The organism is Pseudomonas sp. FW300-N2F2 (assembly GCF_017351655.1).
GTDB lineage: Bacteria > Pseudomonadota > Gammaproteobacteria > Pseudomonadales > Pseudomonadaceae > Aquipseudomonas > Aquipseudomonas fluorescens_AA.
Window position 1 is genome coordinate 99,924 of sequence record NZ_JACNDQ010000001.1, and the last position, 23,350, is coordinate 123,273.

Genomic DNA, 23,350 nt, shown 5'->3' on the forward strand with positions numbered 1-23,350 from the left:
GAGTCAGGGACGAAATGTCGATTTTCCTTTTGTTGCGCTCGTACGCATCGTCCTTCTTCCATCGGTTCGGCTGGGCGGGCCTGGCCATTGCGCTGGGCGTGCACCTGTCCACGGCCTGGATCGGCCTGGTGCTGCTGGGCGAGCAACACCTCATCGCCGCCGCCACGTTTATCTACTTCTATCTCACCACCACGCTCACCGTCGGCTATGGCGATCTGTTGCCACAGACATCCGCCGGGCGAATTTTCGTGGCGACCTGGATCATGCTCGGAGGCATTGCCCTGTTGACGACGGTCATCGGCAAAACCACCAGCAGCGTCATCGATGTTTGGAGAAAAGGCATGAAGGGCAAAGGCGATTTCACCGGCAAGGTCGGCCACACGGTTCTCATCGGCTGGGAGGGCGCCTCCAGCGAACGGGTCATCGACCTGCTGCTGCAGGACGAAACCTCCAATGACAACCTGATCGTCATCTGCGATTGCGATCTCGAAGAAAACCCCATGCCCGGCAAGGCATCCTTCATCAAGGGCGACAGCCTGTCCTCCGTCGCACTGCTGCAGCGCGCTGGCGTGCCGGGTGCCGAACGCGTGCTGGTGCGCACCCATTCCGACGACCTGACCCTGGCCACCGTACTGGCGGTCAATCAACTGGGGCCTGCCGGGCATGTGGTCGCCCACTTCAATGACAGCGAAATCGCCGCCCTCGCCAGCGCCTATGCCCCAAGCCTGGAATGCACCTCCAGCATGGCCATCGAAATGCTGGTGCGGGCCTCCCAGGACCCGGGCTCGTCAGTGGTCATCAATGAGTTGCTCTGTGTGGGCGAAGGCGCCACCCAGTACCTGATGAAACTGCCCGAGGCGTTTGAAGCGACGTTCGGCGAGCTCTACACCCGGATGAAAGAGCAGCACAACGCTACGCTGATTGGCTACCGCGCCCAGGGCGCCCGTCACCCAGCGATCAACCCGCCCGGCACCACCCGCGTCGTGGGCGGAGAACTCTTCTACATCGCCTCCACGCGACTCAAGGAAATTTCCCATGGGGTGGTTTAAACAGTTGATGGGGCTCGAGGCCCCGAACGCGAACACCACAGCCAGCCAGGGCGCGCCCGTCACCGGGCCGTTGGGCCTGGCCTCCGGCAAGCAGGTCATGTTCGATGCCACGCTCAAGTTGTTGCTCGACGGCAACAGCACCGTGGTCATCCCGGGTTCCCAGCAGATCTGGAGCCTGGGCATCGTCGACCTCGGGCAGTCGAACTGGCTGTCGCGCTGCTACATGAACGACGAAGACTACTGGCTGCAAGTGCACACCAGCGGCGACATCGCCGGGCAGGTCGAGTCGGTGATCCTGTTCAACTACCTCAGCTACGTCACGATCAACAGCGAAGCGGAGTTGCGTCGCCTGGCCGGCCCTGAAAGCCTGATCGGCCTGCCGACCTACACCCACGACGGCGTCGAGTACAGCCGCGAATGGGGCACCGAGGCGGGCCAGACAGAATTGGTGACGTTGAGCGAGCGCGTGAGCAATCCGGATGAGTCCTACAGCGTCGAGCACCGTTCGATGCTGTACGCCCGCGACACCGGCCTGACGGATCGCCGGGAGTTCCTGTTGTTCTCCGTCGAAGAGGACGCCGAAGGCACCGTCAGCCTGAGCACTTCGCTGGGTATTTCGCTGTACACCACTGACCTGAACACTCTTTGAATAAGGAAGAAGTCCATGCTTGAAGCGCTCTCCATTTCCCTGAACAAGGCCGCCGTGTTCGGCTTCGCCCTGTACATCCTCGGCGCCGCCGTGCTGTTCGCGCTGTTCCAGTTCATCTACATCCATGTCACGCCCCACAAAGAGTTCGAACTGATCCGCTCGGGCAACGTGGCTGCGGCGATCGCCTTGAGCGGTGCCCTCATTGGTTTCGCCATCCCGGCCAGCAACGTGATTGCCTACTCGATCAGCATGCTGGACTTCGTCGTCTGGACGGTGATCGCCGCGGTCGTCCAGTTGCTGGCGTTCCTGGTGACCAGCCTGGTGCTCAAGGGCGCTTCCGCGCGCATCAAGCAGGGTGAAATCGCCGCCGGTATCTACATCGCCGCCGTGGCCATCAGCGTCGGCCTGTTGAACGCCGCGTGCATGACGCCTTCCACGAACTGATTGCGCCACGGAGAACCCGATGAAACGAAGCAAGTACGTCCAGCTTTCGCTGGCCGCGTCGGTCGCCATGGCGATATCCGGCTGCGGGCCTGCGGAAAAAACCTACAAGTTGCAGAAGAAGTACAACTTCCAGTCCGTCCAGGAATGTGTCGATGAAAAGCTGCCGGTGGACATTTGCTCCACCGCCTACATGACCGCCATGGGTGAGCATCGTCGCATCGCGCCGGTATACGATAGCAAGGCCGATTGCGATGCCGACTTCGTGCCCGATTGGTGCCAGCAGGACTCGGCCGGCAAGTTCCTGCCCAAGCTGGGTGGTTTCGAGCTGAACGCCGATGGCGAAGTCACGCAGTCCGAGGTCGATGCCGCCCGGGCCCAGTTGCCGGCTTCGGAAGCGAACGTCGGTGGATCAGGCTTTGGCAACCTGTTGACCGGCCTGTTGATCGGCAACATGTTGAGCGGCAACCGCAGCAGTTATTACTCCGAGCCGGTATACCGCTACCGCGATGACCGCGGCAACTTCGGGTCCTCGACGCTCAGCCAGCGGGTTTCCAGCGGCTCGACCTTTACCAAGTCCAACCAGGCGCGATACGGCAGCTACACCGACTCTATCAAGTCCAGCAGCAAGCCGATGTCCGTTGCCTCATCCACCTCCCGTGGCGGCTTCGGCAGCAAGTCCAGCGCCCGCAGCGGTTGGGGCGGTTCGAGCAGCTCCGGCGGTTGAGGAACCAGCGCCATGAAGAAGATCCATTGCGCAGAGCGTCCTGACTGGAAGCAGACCGCCGAGCAGCTCGGCTTTCTGTTCCACACCATCGACGACGAACCCTATTGGGACGAAAGCGCGTACTACCAGTTCACCCTCAAGCAGATCGAGGACGACCTGGAAGACCCGACCACCGAGATCCATGACATGTGCATGGACCTCGTGGCCCGCGTGGTCCAGAGCGAAGAGTTGCTGGAGCGCCTGAGCATTCCCGCGCCGTTCTTCGACCTGGTGCGCACTTCATGGCTTGAAGGCCACCCGCACCTGTATGGGCGCATGGATTTCTCCTACAACGGCAGTGGCCCGGCCAAGCTGTTGGAACTCAACTACGACACGCCGACCAGCCTCTACGAAGCGGCGGCGTTCCAGTGGGGTTGGTTGGAGCAATGCATCGAGCGCGGCACGCTGCCGGCCCATGCCGACCAGTTCAACAGCATCGACACCAAGCTGCACCAGGCCTTCGCCCAGTTGCAGCTCACCCAGCCGTTTTATTTCGCCTCGATGAAAGACTCAATCGAAGACAAAGGCACCACGGACTACCTGCGTCTGATCGCGGAAAAAGTCGGCATCGAGTCGCGGCACATCGATATCGAGGACATCGGCCTCAACAGTGACGGGCGTTTCGTCGACCTGGAAGAGCGCTGGATTCCACACCTGTTCAAGCTGCATGCCTGGGAGTTCATCTTTCACGAGCCTTTTGGTGCGGCGATTGCCCAGTGTGATACGCAGTTTTTCGAGCCGGCCTGGAAGTCGATCATCTCGAACAAAGGCATCCTGCCGCTGCTGTGGGAATTCAACAAAGGCCACCCGAACCTGCTCGCGGCTCACCTGGATACCGACATCAGCAAAGCCGTGCCCAAGGGCTGGGTGCGCAAGCCGTTCTTTTCCCGGGAAGGCGCCAACATCGAGCTGCAGACCGCTGACGGCTTGATTGTAAAAGAAGACGGCCCCTACACCGACGCGCCGTTCATCCTCCAGGAATTCGCGCCGCTGCCGAAGTTTGACGACAGCTACACCCTGATCGGCTCCTGGGTCATCGGCGACCAGGCGGCCGGCATTGGCGTGCGGGAAGACAACAGCCTGATCACCAAGGATTCCAGCCGGTTCCTGCCGCACCTGATCCTCGACTGATAGCCCTGCACACCACCCCCCCCTGTGGGAGCGAGCTTGCTCGCGATAGCGATGGATCAGCTGACATCGATGTTGACTGACCTGACGCCATCGCGAGCAAGCTCGCTCCCACAGGTTTAGGTGTTTGCCGCAGGGTTTTTCAGGTCCACCAGTACCGCACCAGGTGGAAGAAGATCGGCGCGGCGAAGCAGACCGAGTCCAGGCGGTCGAGCATGCCGCCGTGGCCTTCGATCATGTGGCCCCAGTCCTTGACGCCGCGGTCGCGTTTGATCGCCGACATGACGATGCCGCCGGCAAAGCCCAGCAGGTTGATCAGCAAGGCGATGAGGAACGACTGCCACGGATTGAACGGCGTGATCCACCACAGCGCGCCACCGATCAGCGAGGCCAGGAAAATGCCGCCGACAAAGCCCTCGACGGTTTTCGAGGGCGACAGGTTCGGCGCGATCTTGTGTTTGCCGAACAGCTTGCCGCACACGTACTGCAACACATCCGACAGTTGCACCACGATGACCAGGTAGGCGATCAGCAACAGGTTGCGGCCTTCGAAACCGGCGATGTCCAGGGTCAGCAGGGCGGGCACGAAGGAGATGCAGAACACCGCGATCATCAAGCCCCACTGGACCTTCGAGGCGCGCTCGAGGAAGTGTGTGCTATCGCCGCCCAGGGACGCGAGGATCGGCAGCAGCAGGAACACATACACCGGGATGAAGATCGAAAACAGCCCGTACCAGTCGTAGTAGATCAACAGGTATTGCAGCGGCAGCGCCAGGTAGAACGCCGCCACCAGGGCCGGGTAGTCACTGCGCCGGGTCGGTGTCAGGGTCAGGAATTCCCGCAGGGCGTAGAACGACACGGCGTAGAACAACAGGATGACCGCCGCGTTGCCGAGCCAGAACGCCACGCCGATCACCAGCACCATGATCCACCAGGCATTGATCCGGGCGTTGAGGTTATCGATCACCGAGTTCGGCGCGCCGCGGGTTTTCAGCCTGAGAATGAAACCGATCAACGAAGCCAGCACCAGGATGGCGCCGATCCCGCCAAACAACATCAGGGTATATCGATCCATGTCAGACGTGCTCCGGGGCCAGTGCCAGCAGCGCGGCGCGGCTGCGTTCAAGGAATTGCTCTTTGCTTTCGCCTTCTTCGATGCACAGCGGTGCGCCGAAACTGGTGGTGCATAACAGCGGCAGCGGCAGGACACGACCCTTGGGCATGACGCGGTTGAGGTTGGCGATCCACACCGGGATCACCTCGACCTCGGGGTGATTTTTCATCAAGTGATAGATCCCGCTCTTGAAGGGCAACAGGCCTTCCTCCGGATTACGCGTGCCTTCCGGGAAGATGATCAGCGAGTCGCCGTTTTCCAGTGCATCGAGCATCGGCTGCAATGGGCTGTAGGAAGGATCCTTGCGCTCGCGGTCCACCAGCACGCCGTTGAACACCCGGTTGATGATGTAGCGACGCACCGGGCTGGTCTGCCAATAGTCGGCCCCCGCCACCGGGCGGGTGAGCTTGCGCAGCGCCGGCGGCAGCGAGGCCCAGAGCAATACGAAGTCACCGTGGCTGCTGTGGTTGGCGAAGTAGATCCGTTGCACCGGCGTCGGCGCGCAGCCGAGCCACAGGCTGCGCGCGCCGGTGACCATGCGGGCGGCGGAGGTGATGAGGTTGGCGACTACGGGTTCGAACATGAGGATTCCTTATCCTGAAAAGGCTAGCCAGGGACTGGCCAGGATGAAGCCCAGCGTCAAGACAACTTGTGCGGCCAGCAGGCGTGACTGCCGACGCAGCAGCAACAATGCGCCATGCCGGCGTTCGGTCCAGAGGCGACCAGCACGTGCGGCCGGTTGCAGGCCCAGCGCGGTGAGGGCCTGATCCAGGGTATAGGTGCGCTCGGCCAGGGACTGGGTGCTATCAGCCATGCGCTGGAACAGATCGGCGTCAAACGCCACGCGCAGCGCCCAGTATTTTTCCAGCACGCCGAGCACCAGTAGCGCCACACTCAACAGCAACAACCACGGATCGATGACGCCCACCAGCCACTGCCCCAACCCCAGCAGCGCCCCAAGCAGCGTCAGCCCGGTGGACAGCTGGTCCAGCGAATGACCCCGGCGCAACAGGCTCGCCACGGTGTGGAGCTCCATATCACTGATCATGGACATGCCCCTGTGCTGTGGATAATTGCTCCAGCGCCCGACGGTGCGCCGCATGCAAAACGATACGCGGTCGGGCGCGCTGGATTTGCACGATCGCCGCATCAACGTTCGCCGCCCGGCCGCTGTGCAGCAGCCAGGCCACCACCGCCGTGGCGCTGCGCGAATAACCCAAGGCGCAGCAGACCAGCACCGGCCCGTGCTGGCGCAGGCTTTCGATAGCTTCTGCCGCGTTCAGGCATTGTTCGGCGGTCGGTGCTGTCAGGTCGAGCACCGGCAATGAGCGATAGGCGACGCCCGTGCTGCCCATGGACAGTTCCGCGCAGAGGTCGAGCACGCCGGTAAACGCACTGTCCTTCAATTCCATCGGCGTGGGGATTCGCCCCAGCCAGACGTTATCCGCCACTTGGTCGGGCTGCGGATGCTTGCGCGTCCAGCCGCGAGAATTGATCCACGCCGCCGCCAGATAAGGCGCCAGCAACCAGCGCGCTGCCGGACTCAAGCGACCATCGGCACGCTTCTGGAAACCGTCGGCGCCGAACACCAGATAATTCAGCGCCACCATGAGCACCGCGACCGCCGGCCAGATCAGCCAGAGCCACGCGCCGCCCAAGGCAAACGCCGGAATGAACAGCGCCGCCGCGCCCAGGCCATAACGCCAGGCCAAGCGTCGGCGAGCAGGATCCGCCGCCAGACGCGCACTCAACAGCGGACTGGGTCGATCCAGAGGCCACAACCAGACGCACAGCCAACCGGCCAACGCGCCCGTGGGCAGGTCAATGAAGTGATGTTGATACGTGGTCAGCACCGATACGCCGATCAACGCGAACCAACCGTGCATCACCCAACGCCAGACCCCCTGCAAATGCCGCTGATAGCAGACCCAAAGGATGACCAGCAACGCAATGTGCAGCGACGGCGCCTGGTTGAACGGCTTGTCGAAACCCGCCAGCACCTCGAACAACCAACCGAACACGCCATCCATCTCTGGCCGGGGGAAGGTGAAGCGCAACGGCCAGAGCAGGAAGCAACTGACCGCAATCATCTGGGCCGTGAGCAGGCGCAAGGCGTGGCGCTTGAGTTCGTCACGGCTGCTGGGCAATAGCAAGGACAGGCCGTACAACAGGTCGATCGACCAGTAAGGCACGATGGTCCAGGCCATGAACGGCATGTGGGTTTCCCAGGCGAACACCAACGTGCCGACGTCGTCACGCTGGGAAGTGACCCAGGTGGCGAAGCCGTAGGTGGTGAAGAACAGCGGCGCCAACAACAGCAGCCACAGCACTGCGGGTTTCAGCAGTGCGGGTTCGCGGGCCGGAGCGATGACGGCGCTCATTACTGCACTCGCTGCGCCAGCGAAACGCTGAAAATGCCCCATTCATCGACCCGCAGGGTGATCTTGCGGAAGCCCGCCGCCTCAACCAATTGGTCCATTTCCGCCTGGGTACGTCGACGCATCACCCAGGCCTGACCGGCGCGGTGGCTGGTGAGGGCGCGGGCGATCAGTTCCAGCTGCGGGTGCCACGGCTGGCCGGTGTAGACCAGGAAACCGCCAGGCTCCACGGCTTCGGCCAGGCCCGCGAGGGAGCCGCCGACCAGTTGGTTGTCGGCGAACAGCTCGTACAGGCCCGACACCACGGCGAGGGTCGGCTTGGGTTCCAGCGCCGCCAAGTCCTGGCGGTCGAAGGCATCACCTTTGACGAATCGAGCGATATCGCCCAAGCCTTTTTCAACGATCAGCGCACTGCCATCGCGCACGTTGATGTCGCTGTAGTCGCGCAGCAGGATCGACTCGGGCAACGGGCTGACCCCTTGCAGGGCTTCGAGAATGTAGCGGCCATGGCCGGCGGCGATGTCGACGATGCGCACTTCGCGGTCTTGGGCGCGCAACTCGGCCATCGCCAGGCGCAGCAGCTCCTCGACGTTCAGCTTGCGCTGGCGAATGCCGCGCCAGCCGATGGAGTTCAGGTAGTTCTGGTCGATCATCTTGCCCAGCGCCGAGGTACCGGTGGGGCGGTTGCGGTAGACGTAATCCAGGGTACTGCCGGAGTCGAACCCGGTGTCGAAGCCCAGTTTCACCCCCGCCGACAACTTGCTGCCAAAGCGCATGCTGGCACGGGTCATGCGCCAGTAGAGGTCGCGCAGCGAGTTGTGGGGCAGCGGCGTGGCCAGGGTTTCGGCTTCGGCGCAGGTCGCGCCCAGGCGATCGGCGTCCAGCAGGGAAGGGCGGTCCAGCGGTCGGGCGAAGTTTTGCAGGATGAAGCGGCGCGCACTGGCAACGGCTGGCGCACGGTTCTTCTCGCCCAGGGTGTCGTGGAAAAAGCCCGGCAGGATGTGCTTTTCCTTGTGCAGGCTGCCCAGGCGTTCGAAGAATTGCTCCTGGGGTTTGCGGTGTACCACGAAGTCCGAGCCGGAGATCAACAACTGCGTCGGCACCTGGATCGCCTGGGCATCGGCCACTACGCGGTCGGCGGCTTCGTACAGGCCCAGCAGCACGTTCACCGAAATGGCCTTGGTGATCAACGGATCGCTGTCGTAGGACGCCACCCGCTCCGGGTCATGGCTGAGGAATTTCGCCTTGACGTAGCTGTTGACGAAGAAATTGCCGCGGAACTTGCGCATCAGCGCCAGGCCTGGACGGGCGAACGGCACGTAGAGCTTGACCTTGAACGCCGGCGACGCCAGCACCAGCGAGCGAATGCGCGGCGCGTAGTCGTGGACCCAGGTGGACACGATCACCGCGCCGACGCTTTGTGCGACTACGGCGATGTTCGCTTCGTCGATTTGATGCGCCGTGCCGATGTGATCACAGAACGTCTGCACGTCCCGCGCACTGGTGGCGAAGCTCGGGCTGTCGCCCCGTTCACCCGGCGACTGGCCATGGCCACGGGCGTCCCAGGCAAAGAAGTCGAACCCGAGCAGGTCCAGCTCATCCACCAGGTGCGCGATGCGCCCGGAGTGCTCATGGCCACGATGAAACAACAACACAGCCTGGCGGGGTTCACCCGCTGCCGCGTCGACAGCCGGCCAGTGTTGGTAGAACAGTTCCACGCCATCGTGGGTGGTGAATGTCCGGTGTTGGGCTTCGCGCATTGCAAGTTCCTTTATGCTGAGGGAGCGTTTTCCTTCACCTGGCCCAGGCCATGACGCACCCGATTGACCAAGGTATAAACCAGCAGGGCGGCAACCACCGCCATCACACCATTTATCCAGAGCGCCCCGAGCCAACCCAGGGCAATACCGGTCGCCAACACGCCAAACACAAAGGCGCGATCACTCTTGCCCATCGGCCCGTCATAGCGCCGCGAAGCCCCTACCATCGCCCCCAGCACACCGGCGTATTCGCTGAACAGCGCCAACAGCGTGACCAACAACACGAGCAGAAGACTGGTATCGGCAAACAGGGCAAAAGGCAGGATCAGGGCAACGTCGGCGATGATATCGCATAGCTCGTTGAGGTAGGCGCCCAGATGGGATTGCTGGCCAAATTCCCGCGCCAGCATGCCATCCACCGCATTCAACGCCATGCGCAGGAACATCCAGACCGGAACCAGGACGAAAATCCACGGATGGCTGGCGAACCAGGCAATGACCGCCCCCACCAACACCGAGACGATACCCGCGAGCAGGGTGACCTGGTTGGCGGTGACCCCGTTGTTGTAGAGGCGTTGAACCATGGGGCGCAGCAGGTTTTGAAAGGCGGGCTTGAGTTGGTAGATGGAGGGCATCGGGGGAAGATCTCGGCCGGTTGCGGGGCTGGGCTTATACAGATGCGAGATTACGATAGGTTGAGGGGTTGCTGGCGGGTATTTCTCGAGAATGCGCGCGGGTAGGCATCTATTCGCGCATTTTCTGCGCAAGACACTCCGGAAAATTGAAAAAACACAGACCCGTGGCGAGGGAGCTTGCTCCCGCTGGGTTGCGCAGCAGCCCCAAAGCCATTCAACGCGGTGGCCGGGCAGGTTTACGACTGCTGCGCAGCCGAGCGGGAGCAAGTTCCCTCGCCACAATGGTTCATACAACCTTAAGTTAACCAGCGCCTGTGAGAACAGCAGCTCACGCATTCCCGCCCCCACCACAATCCCCCTGTGGGAGCGAGCTTGCTCGCGATGGCGGTACATCAAACAAAAAGATCTTCAGCCTGCTGGCCATCTGCATGCTCATGTCGTGGCATCTATAGTCATCAGCGGGGTTCGCACGCCAAGCGTTTGAATTTAGCGAATCGCCCTACATCCATCCCCTCTTTCCCTGACTTATTTCCCTCGCCATCGCAGGCAAAGTCTCGCGCCCAATCCTACGTCGCGAGCTGCCTGCATGCCTGACTACGACAAAATCCTTGCCCAGGGCAACGTCATTGGTTCGCTGGTGATGGCGGCCATGGACCCCGAGCAGCCGGATGTCGAAGCGGTTTTCCAGGACTTTCGAAACTGCCTGAACGACTACGACGCCTGGGCTGAAAGCTTTTGGGCCGGCTGGGCGCTGGATCTTGAGCAAGTGTTCAAGGTCGGCAACGAGGTGTCCCTGGCGGCGCCGAAGAACCTGGACAAACCCGTCAGTGCCGCCGTGGTGGCTTGCCCGGCGGAAGGGCCACTGACGCTGGTGCACATGTTCCAGGCGGCGCGTTTCGTGCCGATTGGCGACACGCCGGTGATGCTGGAGCCGGTCATCGATGGCACGCCGGGGAAGGAAATTTTCGGCGAGCCGATCCATCACGTGATCGGCCCCAGCGGCATCCTGGAAGTGCCTGAGTGTTGGCGAGGCCAGCGTTATCGCATCACCTTTTTTCCCCATGTCACGGCCGATCACGTCAAGGCGTTGTATGCGTCTTACCAAGGCGTGATCGACGAACTTGAGGGCTGGCTGAAAGCGGAGTGGGAGCAGTTTCAACCACTGTGGGCGGAATTTTCCGACGCCGGGTTTCTTCAACGCTACGACGTGTTGCAGCAGGCTGATTGGCGCGGTTTCAAAAACGCCCTGCATCAACTCTGGGACGACGTTAAGCAGGTTTTCGGGCTGCTGGCCGATCTGCAGGCCAACAGCGAAAAACTGTTGGAGTACCTGACTCAAGCCGAGCTTGAACAGCTACTGAAGGCATCCTCCGAGGTAATTGCCAAAGGGTTGATGGTGTTGAGCGACGAGCCGTTGCTCTTCGTTCACGTGGCCGCGTTCACCAGTTGGCTGCGGATGTTGCCGCCTCAGTACATGGCCGAAGTCGTCGGAGAACTGCGCGCCTCGGTACTGATCAATTTCCTGCTGATGCGTTTGACCGGGGGACTGGGCCTGGGTCTGCGCATGAGCGGTAACGTATTGGGCCGGGTCCGCTCGGAGCGGGCCCGGGAATGGTTGCTGGCATCGAGCCTGAGACTGGGCCAACTCACCCCCGACCGGCTCAATCAACATGCCGATGTGCTCAAACCGTTGGTGGTCAGCCAACGCGCACCTTTAAAACCGACGCCTGTCGGACCCTTGCACATCACCCCGGAACACTCTGCGCCATTGTCTGTGAGCAATCCGGCCGCCGTGGCGCGGGAAAAATCCCAGCCGTCTACCCGCCTGAGCGAACACGAACCCCACGACGACGCCCCGGCCCAATCGAAAAACCCCAACGGCGACAGCGCCGACACCGCGGCCCAGACCCAGACCAGTGGCTGCCCGGTGTCGATGGTCACCGGCGAAGAACTGCTGACCCTGGACGACGGCACCCTCGACGGGCGCTTGCCGTTCGTCTTCACCCGGCTGTACCGCACCAGCGCCGTCGCCCTGGATGTCGGCCTCGGGCGCGGCTGGAGCCATGCCCTGGCCCATCGCCTGGAGCTCAAGGGCGAGCAGATCACCTGGGTCGACCAGGAAAACCGCCGCACGATCTTTCCGTTGCCCACCGCCCAGCGTCCGGCGATCCACAACAGCCTGGCCCGGGCGGCGATCTACCTGGGGGCCGAGCCGGACGAACTGATCATCGCCCAGCCCGGGGAAAACGCTCCGTTCCTGCACTTTCGCGACGGCCACCTGATCGCCCTCAGCGACCGCTACGACAACCGCCTGACCGTCCAGCGCAACATCCACGGCGACATCAGCCGCCTGGACAACGGCGCCGGGCGCTCCCTGCACCTGCGTTACGAACAGCGCCACCTGGTCGCCGTCGACTACCAGAGCTTCCATTCGGCCCTCACCCTCGACGAAGCCTGGCGGACCGAGCAGACGCTGGTGTCCTACCGCTACGACGGACGTTTCCGACTGATCGAAGCGACCAATGCCGCCGGTGAAAGCGAACGCTACGACTACGACGACCAGCACGTCATCCTCCAGCGGCAACTGGCCGGCGGGGCGAGTTTCTACTGGGAATGGCAAGGCGTCGGGCCGGCGTCCCGCTGTGTACGGCATTGGGCCTCCTTCGCGCAGATGGACAGCCGCTACACCTGGGGCGAGGACGGCCGTGTCACGGTCCGGCACCTGGATGGCAGCCAGGAAGTGTATGTCCACGACGACCGGGCGCGGTTGGTGCGCAAGGTCGAGCCCGACGGCGGCGAGCACCTCAAGGCCTACGACGAACAGGGCCGGCTGATCGCTGAACAGGACCCGCTGGGGGCGGTCAGCGAATACCGCTACGACGACGTCGGACGGCTGGTGGCGCTGATTCCGCCGGACGAAGCGCCGACTTCCTACGAGTACCGCAACGGCTTCCTGCACACCCGGTCCCGTGGCAAGGCCATGTGGACCTACCGCCGCAATGCCCGGGGCGATGTGATCGCGAGCATCGATCCCGACGGCCAGCGCACGGAATATGCCTACGACGCCCATGGGCAACTGCTGGCCAGGTATGACCCGGACGGTGGTGAGCATCGTTTCACCTGGAGTCGCCTGGGCCAACTGACCGAAGAGCTCCTGCCCGACGGCGGTCGGCGGTGTTTTGCCTACGACGCCCTGGGGCGTTTGCTCAGTCGCCGGGACGAACACGGCGCCCTGACGCACTACCAATGGGACGCCGTCGGCCGCCTGCTGCAAGTCACCCTGCCCACCGGCGCCACCCGGGCCTGGAGCTACAACGCCTACGGCAAGGTCATCGCCGAGCGCGACGAGCAGGGCCGAACCACCCGCTACGAATACGCCGACGACCTGCACCTGGTCAGCCGCCGCCTGAACCCTGACGGCAGCGAGCTGAAGTACCGCTACGACTCGGCGCGGCTGTTGCTGACCGAGATCGAAAACGAATCCGGCGAACGATATCAGCTGGACTACACGCCCAACGGCTTGATCCGACAGCAAATCGGCTTCGACGGCCAACGCACCGCCTACGCCTACGACCTCAACGGCCACTTGCTGGAGAAAACCGAGCACGGCGAGGACGGTTCGCAACGGGTCACCCGGTACCAGCGTGACGCGGCCGGGCGGCTGCGGATCAAGACCTTGCCCGACGGCCAGGCCATCGAATATCGCTACGACGAACTGGGCCGGCTGGTCCACGTCGACGACGGCAGCGATCATCCGCTGGCCTTCGAATACGACGCCCAGGATCGGCTGGTCACGGAACACCAGGGCTGGGGCACCCTGCGTTATCGCTACGATGCCGGCGGGCGCCTCAACCACCTGCGCCTGCCGGACGACAGCCAACTCGACTACCACCACGCCCCCGGTGGCGCGCTGACCGCCATCGACCTCAACGGCGCGCGCCTGACCGAACACCGCGTTGACGGCGGCCGCGAACGGCAACGCCGGCAGGGCCAGCTGCTCAGTGATTACACGTACGACGAACAGGGCCGCCTCAAGGCCCAGACCGTGTGGCAGAACCCCCAGCAGCAATTGTTCTGGCGCGACTATGCCTACAGCCCCCGGGGCAACCTCCAGAGCCTTTCCGACCAGCGAAACCGCCGCCGCTACCAGTACGACCCGCTGGATCGCCTGACCCGCATCGACTTTTCCCACAGCGAACCGCCGGAACACTTCAGCCACGACCCGGCCGGCAACCTGCTGATGCAGGACCGCCCCGGCCCGACCACCCTCAAGGGCAACCGCCTGCTGAGGGAGGGCGACCGCCACTACGACTACGATGCCTTCGGCAACCTGATCCGCGAACGCCGCGGCCAGGCCCTGGTCAGCGCCTACCGCTACGACAGCCAACACCGCCTGATCGGCGTCACCACGGCCGACGGCCGCGAAACGTCCTACCGCTACGACGCCTTCGGCCGACGCATCAGCAAGACCGTGGACGGCCTGACCACGGAATTTTTCTGGCAGGGCGACCAGGTCGTCGCCGAAAACAGCCCGCGCCACCACCGCAGCTACGTCTACGAACCGGGCACCTTCCGCCCACTGGCCCTGCTCGACGGCGAAGGCCCCGACGCCCGCCCGTTCTACTACCACCTCGACCACCTGGGCACCCCCCAGGAACTGACCAACCCCGCCGGCCAGATCGTCTGGTCGGCGCGCTACAACGGCTACGGCAAACTCACCGAACTCACCCACGGCGGCGAACAGCTGGAACAACCGCTGCGCTTCCAGGGCCAATACTTCGACCCGGAAAGCGGCCTGCACTACAACCGGCACCGCTACTACAATCCCGAGACCGGCCGTTATTTGACGCCTGATCCGAGCAAGTTGGCGGGTGGGCTCAATGGGTATCGGTACACGGTGAACCCGACGGGGTGGGTGGATCCGTTGGGGTTGGTGGATTGTCCGGGGAAGGGTGGGTGTCGGCCGGCGGTTGGGGGGCAGGATCCGGCGGCGAAGGTTGGGGTGGATGAGGGGGTGAAATCCCCTCCTAAACCTACATATCTTTATCGTGGAGACTTGAGGAAGCCAGAAGTCATTTTTAAAGAAGGCTTTATGAGCTTGGGGAAAAGCACTGATTTATTGCTTCATGTTTGGGATAACAGAGACCCGCCCAGTAATTTTGTCAGTACAACTACGGATGTTGATATTGGGACCTATTTCGGAACAAAATATAATACACGGAAAGGATATCTGTATGTCCTAAAGAAAATTCCTGGGCGTGATGTGAACAAGGAGCTGCCTCGCAACGATGTTCCATATAGTTATGAGCGCGAGATTGCCATTCCTGATCGAGTAAAAGCTGAAGATATTCTCGGAGCCACTCCCCTGAATAAAGATGGTTCCTATGTTGGGTATTCTATACCCAATCCTCAAAGGAAATAAAAAATGACTAAGCAAGTTATCCCAGTTATTACAAACGGTCGAAGAGAAGAGGTGGTACTTGATGTTAATGCCAGTAAATCAACCGTCCTGCTGACCTTCAAAAACGGCTGGTCAAAAAAATACTCCGGAGTGGATGTATACGAGTGCCTTGGCAAAATTATCCAAGAGCATTCTGATTCAAAATTTTTATGCAAGGGAGCTAAACTTAGTGTGCGACCTTCTAGTATGTCCTCGCAAATGTCTTCAGGAATAGCTGCTTATGAACATGTCTTAGGTAAGCGTGCATCGAGAGCGGATCTTGTTAATATATTCGATTATGAAGACCAAGATATAGTGAGTGATCCTCAGCTACAAAAAGATTATTTCTTTCTCTGGTTGGATTCTATAAAGGATGTGGATGAATAGAGTATGGATGTGTGGAGCAAGATATTTTGATCGATTTTAGCGATATAACTCGCGGTCCACTGCACAGTCAAAAGTCAATGAAATCCCAATGTGGGAGCGAGCTTGCTCGCGATAGCGGAGTATCAGTCACCCTCAATGGCAACTGACCCACCGTCATCGCGAGCAAGCTCGCTCCCACAGGTTCATCGGTGATTCGCCGGTCGCTATTCGCCTGCAGCCATTAAAAAAACCACCCCTTTGGCACCGATAACATCGTTTCTCGGCCTCGCGGCTTTTCCCTATATTGGCCCTCAGATCCGGTGGATGGCTCAACGTCCACCCCCTCAGTGTGAGTAGCCTCAATGAACAATAAACCTGACAGCACAGGGCTTGATAACGCCGGCGCGGGAACGCGGGCGGTCTGGGGTGGGGAGCAAGTCAGGCACCCCTACAACGCCACGCAAACCCCCATCGTGGCCAGCGCCGCGTACGGCTACGACGACATCGACGTCTGGTACGACGTCGCCTTGGGCAAGGCCCCCGGTTTTATCTACAGCCGCATGAGCAACCCCACCGTCGAGACCCTCGAAGCCAAGATTCGCGAGTTGGAAATGGCCGAGTCCGCCGTGGCCTTCAGCAGCGGCATGGCGGCGATCAGCAGCGTGCTCTACACCTTCCTGGCCCATGGCGATCGCGTGGTATCGACCAAGGACAGTTACGGCGGCACCAACAAGATCTTCGAAGAGTTCCTGCCGCGTACCGGCGTGGCGGTGACCCTGTGCGAGACCTTCGATCACGACGACATCGAGCGTGAAATCGCCAAGGGCTGCCAGGTGCTGTACCTGGAAACTCCCACCAACCCAACCCTGAAGATCCTCGACATCCCGCGCCTGGTGGCGGCGGCCAAGCGTGTCGGCGCGGTGGTGGTGGCGGATAACACCTTTGCTACGCCACTGAACCAGAGCCCGTTGGCCTTGGGGGTGGACGTGGTGATTCACAGCGCCACCAAGTTCCTCAGCGGCCATGGCGACGTGCTCGGTGGCCTGGTGTGCGGCCGCGAAGCCTTGATGGCCAAGGTGCGTCATTACCGGGAAATCAACGGCGCGAGCCTCGACCCGTTCTCGGCCTACCTGATCATCCGTGGCATGAAGACCCTGGCGCTGCGCATGCGCCAGCAACAACACAGCGCCCGGGCCCTGGCCGAATTCCTCTGCACCGAACCCCTGGTGGAGTCGGTGAATTACCCCGGCCTGCCCAGCCACCCGAACCACGCCGTGGCCTGCGCGCAAATGTCTGGCTTCGGCGCCATCGTCAGTTTTGTCCTGGCCGGTGGCATGGACACCGTCAAGCTGCTCCTGCCACGCCTGCGCTTCGCCCATTGCGCGGGCAACCTGGGCGCGGTGGAAACCATCTACGGTCCGGCCCGCACCACCAGCCATGTCGAGAACACCTTGGAAGAGCGCCAAGCCCTGGGCATCTCCGAAGGCCTGGTGCGGGTTTCGGTGGGTATCGAAGACACGGACGATTTATTGGATGACCTCAAACAGGCCTTCGCCTTTGTCAAAAAAACACTTGATCCGCAACTCAATGAAGTCCTCACCGAGACAGTGACCTGAAGTGTGAATGTTGATACTCCGCGACAAGGCTGTCAGCGGGGCGTTCATGAATAGGAATAATAATAAAAGCTCAGTGGCGCTTGTCTTACTCGCGCAGAGGTAGAGGCGCGCCCTGACATTTCATGAGAAACAACCATGTCCATAACAGAACAACAAACTAATACGCGGACCGGCTTCAAGCAGGAAATGCAGACGCGCCATATCGTCATGTTGGCACTAGGCGGCGTCATTGGTACCGGGCTGTTCCTCACGTCCGGCTACACCGTCAACCAGGCCGGCCCCATGGGCGCGGTGATCGCCTACATCATCGGTGCGCTGATGGTCTACATGGTGATGATGTGCCTGGGAGAACTGGCGGTGCAGATGCCCGAAACCGGTTCGTTCAGCACCTACGCCACGCGTTTCCTCGGGCCCGGCACCGGCTACACCGTGGCCTGGTTGTATTGGCTGACGTGGACGGTGGCCATCGGTTCCGAGTTCACCGCTGCCGGTATCCTGATGTCGCGATGGTTTCCCGACACGCCGGTGTGGATCTGGAGCGCGCTGTTCGCCGGCGTGGTGTTCCTCACCAACGTGGTCTCGGTGCGTTTGTTCGCCGAGACCGAGTTCTGGTTGTCGTTGATCAAAGTACTGACCGTGGTGGTGTTCCTGCTGATCGGCGGTGGCGCGATTCTCGGCCTGTTGAACATCGACCAGGCCCATAGCATCGGCTTGAGCAACTTCACCCGCGAAGGACTTTTTCCTACCGGTTTCATGCCGATTGCGATGACGCTACTGGCGGTGTCCTTCGCGTTCTCCGGCACTGAATTGATCGGCATCGCCGCCGGCGAAACCAAGGACCCGCAACGCAATGTACCGCGCGCCATCCGCACCACCGTGCTGCGCCTGGCGGTGTTTTTCGTCGGGACCATTTTTGTCCTGGCGACTTTGCTGCCCCGCGAGCAAGCCGGCCTGGTGGAGAGCCCGTTCGTCACGGTGTTCACCTACATCGGCATTCCGTACTCCGCCGACATCATGAACTTCGTGATCATCAGCGCCCTGTTGTCGGCGGCCAATTCCGGGTTGTACGCCGCCTCGCGGATGCTCTGGACCCTCAGCGACCAGGGCCACCTGCCCAAGCAATTCTCGGCCCTGACCCGCATGGGCACGCCGCTCAACGCGATCATCGTCAGCATGGCCGGCGGCGCCGCTTCGTTGCTCAGCAGCGTGTTCGCCGCCGACACCATCTACCTGGCACTGGTGTCGATTTCCGGCCTGGCCGTGGTGGTGGTGTGGATGAGCATCGCCGCGAGCCAGATCGCTTTCCGTCGTCACTATGTGGCCAACGGCGGCGATATTCGCGACCTCAAGTTCCGCGTTCGCGGTTATCCGTGGGTGCCGCTGGGGGCGCTGGTGTGCTGCAGCCTGGCGTGTGTCGGGATCGCCTTCGACCCTGAACAGCGGGTGGCGCTGTACTTCGGCTTGCCGTTCATCGCCTGGTGTTACTTCGTGTATTACATTACCCGCAAAAGCCGCGAGCGACGCTTGTCGGTTGCCCTCGTGGCACAACCGTCCGACGCGTTCTAAGCCGCGTCGACGGGGCGGGCAAACGTGCCCGGTGCGTGGGGGTCAACGAGGTCCAGATCATGAAGCAAAAAACGTTGCCCCCATTGAATTGGCTGCGGGCATTCGAAGTGTCGGCCCGCTGCCTGAACTTCACCCACGCCGCCGACGAATTGTTTTTGACCCAGGGCGCGGTCAGCCAGCAGATCCGCCAATTGGAAAGCCATCTGGGGGTGGCGCTGTTCAAGCGCTTGCCCCGGGGGCTGGGCCTGACCGAGGAAGGCCAGGCGTACCTGCCGGTGGTGCAGGACGCGATCACGCGACTGGCAGTGGGCACCAACGAAATCTTTGGCCAGCACAAGCGCCGGCCGATCAAGGTGCGTGGCAGCCTGGCGTTTTTCGTGCACTGGCTGGCGCCGAAACTGGTGGACTTTCGCCAGGCTCACCCCCACGTCGACATCCGCTATATCAGCAACATCTGGGTCAAGGAACTGGACGGCGAAGACGACATGGAAATCCGCTGGGGCCACGGGCAATGGCCCGGCCTGGTGTCCCAGCGCCTGACCTGGGACACCTTGTTCCCGGTGTGCTCGCCGGCCTTGATGGCGACGCTGAAGGTGCCGGCGGACGTGGCGAAGCATTCGTTGTTGCACGTGCTGGGCTACGAAGAAGGCTGGGGGTACTGGCTGAAAATGGTCGGTGTCGACAGCGTCGACTCCTCGACCGGCATGCAATTCGACACACTGGTCTGCACGTTACGCATGGCCGAACTGGGACAGGGCATCGCCCTGGCGCGGTCGTCGATGGTCAGTGAGTTGCTGGACGACGGGCGCCTGGTCGAACCCTTCGCCCAGCGCATCGAAGCCAGCGAATCGTTTTACCTGGTGCGCAGTTCCGGGGCCGAGCAACACCCCGACGCGGCGCGGTTTTCCACCTGGCTGGTGGAGCAGGCGCATCGTTTCAAGTGAGCCGTTTCAAGTGAATATCCGGAGTTGGCCATGCGCTATGTGAGTACCCGAAATTCCGCCGTGCAGGTCGATTTCGAAAAAGTTGTGCTGTCGGCCATCGCGGAGGATGGCGGCCTGTTCGTCCCTGTCGAGCTGCCGCAGTTCGAACCCCAGGACATCGCTAACTGGTCCACATTGGCCTACGACGAACTGGCCTATCGAGTGATGCGTCCGTTCGTGGGCGAAGCGATCCCCGAGGCCGATTTCAAGCGGGTGCTCAAGGAAGCCGGCAGCCAGTTCAGCCATCGTTCTTTGGCGCCGTTGCATCAGGTGGATCGCAACGAGTGGGTCCTGGAATTGTTCCATGGGCCGACCCGTTCCTCGAAGGACTTTGCCGCGCAATTGCAGGCGCGACTGGTGCAGTACTTTTTGCGCAAACGCGGGCGTCGCGCCGTGGTGATCGGCGTCACCAACGGCGACACCGGGCTGGCCGCCATCGAAGCCTTCAAGCACTGCGATGAGACCGATGTGGTGGTGATTTATCCCGAGGCCGGTGTGCCGCAAGACCAGCTTCAAGACCTGCAAGCGACGGCGCATCCGCGGGTTCATCAAGTGGCCGTCGATGGCAGTTTCGATGAGTGCCAGACCTTGGTCACTCAACTGTTCCGACAGCACGAGGCGATCAGTTTCAATTCCAGCAACTGGGTCAGCGTCATGGCGCAGTTGGTGTTTTATTTCCACGCGGTGCTGCAGTTGGGCGGCGGCCAGCGACCCATTGGCTTCAGCGTGCCGGCGGCGAGTTTTGCCGAGGTCTATGCCGGCTACATCGCGCAGAAGATGGGTTTGCCGATCACACAGATGATCGTCGCCACCAACCAGAATGACGCGCTGCATCAGTTCTTTTTGAAGAACCACTACTCGCGATTGCGCGCCAGCAAGACCCTGTCGCCGGCCATGGATTTGTCGATCTTTTCCAACTTGGAACGGTTTCTCTGGGAGCTCTATGGGCACGATGATCAAGCGGTGAGCGCGCTGATGCACACCTTCGAAACCCGTGGCGAAATGACCATCGCCAACGAGTTCTGGCTACAGGCGCGGATGATCATCGACTCGTACGCGGTGAGTGATGAACAGACGCTGGAGGAAATCACCTCGCTGCATCGCGACACCGGCTACGTCATCGACCCCCACACCGCCACCGGCGTGCTCGCGGCGCGCTTGTACCGCCGCAGCCTGGTGGCGCCGATGGTGACCTTGAGCGAGATCTCACCGGCCAAATCGGCGCAGTTGCTCGGTGAGTTGGGGATCAGCATTGCGGCGCAACAGCGTCCAGTTTCCGAACATGGCCCGGCGCAGATTCATCGCATCCAGCCGGACGACCTCGGTGCCCTCCATCAACTGCTCGGCGCCCTATAACCGGAGGCCCCATGAAGCGAATCCTCGATCCCCTCGACGAACGCATCATCGCCGAACTGCGCCTTAACGCCCGCGCGGCCCACGCCGAGCTGGCGGCCAAGGTCAACCTCTCGCGCAACGCCGTACGCCAACGCATCGAACGCCTCGAACGCGACGGCGCGATCCAGGGCTACACGGTGCGCACCGGGGAGGGCGCGCAAGCGTCGTCGAACATCAACGCCGTGATCTTCGTCTACCGCTACGACCGCATGCGCGGCGCCGAGGTGTTGCAAGCGTTGCAGGCCATGCCGGAAGTGCTGCAGTGCGATGTGATGAGTGGCGAGTTTGACTTGATGCTGCGGGTGGGCGCGGCGAACCCGGAGCGGGTGCATAAAGTGTGGAAAGAAATCTCCGCGCTGCCCGGGGTAGAGAACACCGTGACGTCGTTTGTGTTGTCGTCGGTGGTCTAATGCCGCAGACGCCCAGCCACCACAACCCCGTGGCGAGGGAGCTTGCTCCCGCTGGGCTGCGAAGCAGCCCCAACCAGGCTGACCACAATCCACCTGACCCACCGCGCAGGCCAATTCCAGGGGGCCGCTGCGCAGCCCGGCGGGAGCAAGCTCCCTCGCCACAAGAGCGGTCGGCAGTGGGTCAGCCAAGCAGGTGAATTTCCTGACACCAATGGACCAGGCACCGAGCAAACCTGTGGGAGCGAGCTTGCTCGCGATAGCGGTACACCAGCCGCCATCGATATTGCCTGACCTGGCCCCATCGCGAGCAAGCTCGCTCCCACAGGGGAATGTGCTCGGCCACCACAAAACATGTGGCGAGGGAGCTTGCTCCCGCTGGGCTGCGAAGCAGCCCCAACCAGGCTGACCACAATCCACCAGACCCACCGCGCAGGCCAATTCCAGGGGCCGCTGCGCAGCCCAGCGGGAGCAAGCTCCCTCGCCACAAGAGCGGTCGGCGGTGTGTCAGCCAAGCAGGTGAGTTTCCTGAAACCAATGGACCAGGCACCGAGAAAACCTGTGGGAGCGAGCTTGCTCGCGATAGCGGTACACCAGCCGCCATCGATATTGCCTGACCTGACCCCATCGCGAGCAAGCTCGCTCCCACAGGGGAATGTGCCCAACCACTACCGTGGCGAGGGAGCTTGCTCCCGCTGGGCTGCGAAGCAGCCCCAACCAGGTTGGCCAAAATCCACCAGGCCCACCGCGCAGGCCAATTCCAGGGGCCGCTGCGCAGCCCAGCGGGAGCAAGCTCCCTCGCCACAAGAGCGGCCGGCGGTGGGTCAGCCAAACAGGTGAATTTCCTGACACCAATGGACCAGGCACCGAGAAAACCTGTGGGAGCGAGCTTGCTCGCGATAGCGGTACACCAGCCACCACTGATGTACCTGACCTGGCCCCATCGCGAGCAAGCTCGCTCCCACAGGGGAATGTGCTCGGCCACCACAAAACATGTGGCGAGGGAGCTTGCTCCCGCTGGGCTGCGAAGCAGCCCCAACCAGGTTGGCCACAATCCACCAGGCCCACCGCGCAGGCCAATTTCAGGGGCCGCTGCGCAGCCCAGCGGGAGCAAGCTCCCTCGCCACAAGAGCGGCCGGCAGTGGGTCAGCCAAGCAGGTGAATTTCCTGACACCAATGGACCAGGCACCGAGAAAACCTGTGGGAGCGAGCTTGCTCGCGATAGCGGTACACCAGCCGCCATCGATGTACCTGACCTGGCCCCATCGCGAGCAAGCTCGCTCCCACAGGGGAATGTGCCCAACCACTACCGTGGCGAGGGAGCTTGCTCCCGCTGGGCTGCGAAGCAGCCCCAACCAGGTTGGCCAAAATCCACCAGGCCCACCGCGCAGGCCAATTCCAGGGGCCGCTGCGCAGCCCAGCGGGAGCAAGCTCCCTCGCCACAAGAGCGGCCGGCGGTGGGTCAGCCAAACAGGTGAGTTTCCTGACACCAATGGACCAGGCACCGAGAAAACCTGTGGGAGCGAGCTTGCTCGCGATAGCGGTACACCAGCCACCACTGATGTACCTGACCTGGCCCCATCGCGAGCAAGCTCGCTCCCACAGGGGAATGTGTTCGGCCAGTGGAACAAGCAGGCTTACCGCTTTGCCCACCCCC

Annotated in this window: 18 protein-coding genes; 12 read left to right on the forward strand and 6 right to left on the reverse strand. The window is 62.0% G+C overall.

Translation table 11 applies throughout. The features are described from left to right. The first annotated feature begins 14 nt into the window (after positions 1–14). From J4E63_RS00515 to J4E63_RS00535, 5 genes are read left to right on the forward strand one after another with little or no spacing between them, the layout of a single operon-like run. A complete protein-coding gene (locus J4E63_RS00515; protein ID WP_192264412.1) occupies positions 15–1,049 on the forward strand; it encodes an ion channel in 1,035 nt (344 codons plus the stop codon). Further along, positions 1,036–1,698 carry a DUF2491 family protein gene (locus tag J4E63_RS00520; RefSeq protein ID WP_192264414.1) on the forward strand — a complete coding sequence of 221 codons (663 nt, stop codon included), beginning with the start codon at positions 1,036–1,038 and terminating at the stop codon, positions 1,696–1,698. The genes J4E63_RS00515 and J4E63_RS00520 overlap by 14 nt, the downstream gene beginning before the upstream one ends. A 15-nt stretch (positions 1,699–1,713) precedes the next feature. After that, entirely contained in the window at positions 1,714–2,142 is a 429-nt protein-coding gene (locus tag J4E63_RS00525) for a DUF350 domain-containing protein (protein WP_060740436.1), read from the forward strand. 19 nt (positions 2,143–2,161) lie between these two features. Further along, the gene (locus J4E63_RS00530; protein ID WP_207280655.1) at positions 2,162–2,866 is read left to right on the forward strand and encodes a DUF1190 domain-containing protein; all 705 of its coding nucleotides are present in this window, start codon (positions 2,162–2,164) and stop codon (positions 2,864–2,866) included. Positions 2,867–2,878: 12 nt separating this feature from the next. Further along, positions 2,879–4,036 carry a glutathionylspermidine synthase family protein gene (locus tag J4E63_RS00535; RefSeq protein WP_207280656.1) on the forward strand — a complete coding sequence of 386 codons (1,158 nt, stop codon included), beginning with the start codon at positions 2,879–2,881 and terminating at the stop codon, positions 4,034–4,036. 139 nt (positions 4,037–4,175) lie between these two features. Here J4E63_RS00535 and J4E63_RS00540 read toward each other — a convergent pair whose 3' ends face one another. The 6 genes from J4E63_RS00540 to J4E63_RS00565 are packed head-to-tail and all read right to left on the reverse strand — an operon-like array spanning position 4,176 to position 9,920. Continuing rightward, on the reverse strand, positions 4,176–5,108 hold the full coding sequence (locus J4E63_RS00540; RefSeq protein WP_060740439.1) for a phosphatidate cytidylyltransferase: 933 nt from the start codon (positions 5,106–5,108) through the stop codon (positions 4,176–4,178). A 1-nt stretch (position 5,109) separates the two neighbouring features. Next, a complete protein-coding gene (locus J4E63_RS00545; RefSeq protein WP_003205972.1) occupies positions 5,110–5,730 on the reverse strand; it encodes a 1-acyl-sn-glycerol-3-phosphate acyltransferase in 621 nt (206 codons plus the stop codon). Positions 5,731–5,739: 9 nt separating this feature from the next. Next, entirely contained in the window at positions 5,740–6,195 is a 456-nt protein-coding gene (locus tag J4E63_RS00550; protein WP_207280657.1) for a hypothetical protein, read from the reverse strand. After that, entirely contained in the window at positions 6,185–7,528 is a 1,344-nt protein-coding gene (locus J4E63_RS00555) for a phosphatase PAP2/dual specificity phosphatase family protein (RefSeq protein WP_207280658.1), read from the reverse strand. The genes J4E63_RS00550 and J4E63_RS00555 overlap by 11 nt, the downstream gene beginning before the upstream one ends. Continuing rightward, the gene (locus J4E63_RS00560; RefSeq protein WP_207280659.1) at positions 7,528–9,285 is read right to left on the reverse strand and encodes a bifunctional alpha/beta hydrolase/class I SAM-dependent methyltransferase; all 1,758 of its coding nucleotides are present in this window, start codon (positions 9,283–9,285) and stop codon (positions 7,528–7,530) included. Before J4E63_RS00560 ends, J4E63_RS00555 begins: the two co-directional genes overlap by 1 nt. An 11-nt stretch (positions 9,286–9,296) precedes the next feature. Next, positions 9,297–9,920, reverse strand: coding sequence for a CDP-alcohol phosphatidyltransferase family protein (locus tag J4E63_RS00565; RefSeq protein ID WP_103309243.1), 624 nt, complete (start codon positions 9,918–9,920; stop codon positions 9,297–9,299). Between the two features lie 586 nt (positions 9,921–10,506). Here J4E63_RS00565 and J4E63_RS00570 point away from each other — a divergent pair. From J4E63_RS00570 to J4E63_RS00600, 7 genes are all read left to right on the forward strand, one after another. Further along, a complete protein-coding gene (locus tag J4E63_RS00570) occupies positions 10,507–15,342 on the forward strand; it encodes an RHS repeat-associated core domain-containing protein (protein ID WP_207280660.1) in 4,836 nt (1,611 codons plus the stop codon). 3 nt (positions 15,343–15,345) lie between these two features. Continuing rightward, a complete protein-coding gene (locus J4E63_RS00575; protein WP_081015364.1) occupies positions 15,346–15,747 on the forward strand; it encodes a hypothetical protein in 402 nt (133 codons plus the stop codon). A 341-nt stretch (positions 15,748–16,088) separates the two neighbouring features. Further along, positions 16,089–17,342, forward strand: coding sequence for a cystathionine gamma-synthase family protein (locus J4E63_RS00580; RefSeq protein ID WP_072410372.1), 1,254 nt, complete (start codon positions 16,089–16,091; stop codon positions 17,340–17,342). Between the two features lie 135 nt (positions 17,343–17,477). Next, positions 17,478–18,908, forward strand: coding sequence for an amino acid permease (locus tag J4E63_RS00585; RefSeq protein WP_060740446.1), 1,431 nt, complete (start codon positions 17,478–17,480; stop codon positions 18,906–18,908). A gap of 59 nt (positions 18,909–18,967) precedes the next feature. After that, positions 18,968–19,852 (forward strand): LysR substrate-binding domain-containing protein, encoded by an 885-nt coding sequence (locus J4E63_RS00590; protein ID WP_060740447.1) that lies wholly within the window; start codon positions 18,968–18,970, stop codon positions 19,850–19,852. A 30-nt stretch (positions 19,853–19,882) separates the two neighbouring features. Next, entirely contained in the window at positions 19,883–21,247 is a 1,365-nt protein-coding gene (gene thrC, locus J4E63_RS00595; protein ID WP_207280661.1) for a threonine synthase, read from the forward strand. Between the two features lie 11 nt (positions 21,248–21,258). Continuing rightward, entirely contained in the window at positions 21,259–21,696 is a 438-nt protein-coding gene (locus J4E63_RS00600; RefSeq protein ID WP_053125728.1) for an Lrp/AsnC family transcriptional regulator, read from the forward strand. Positions 21,697–23,350: the final 1,654 nt, after the last annotated feature.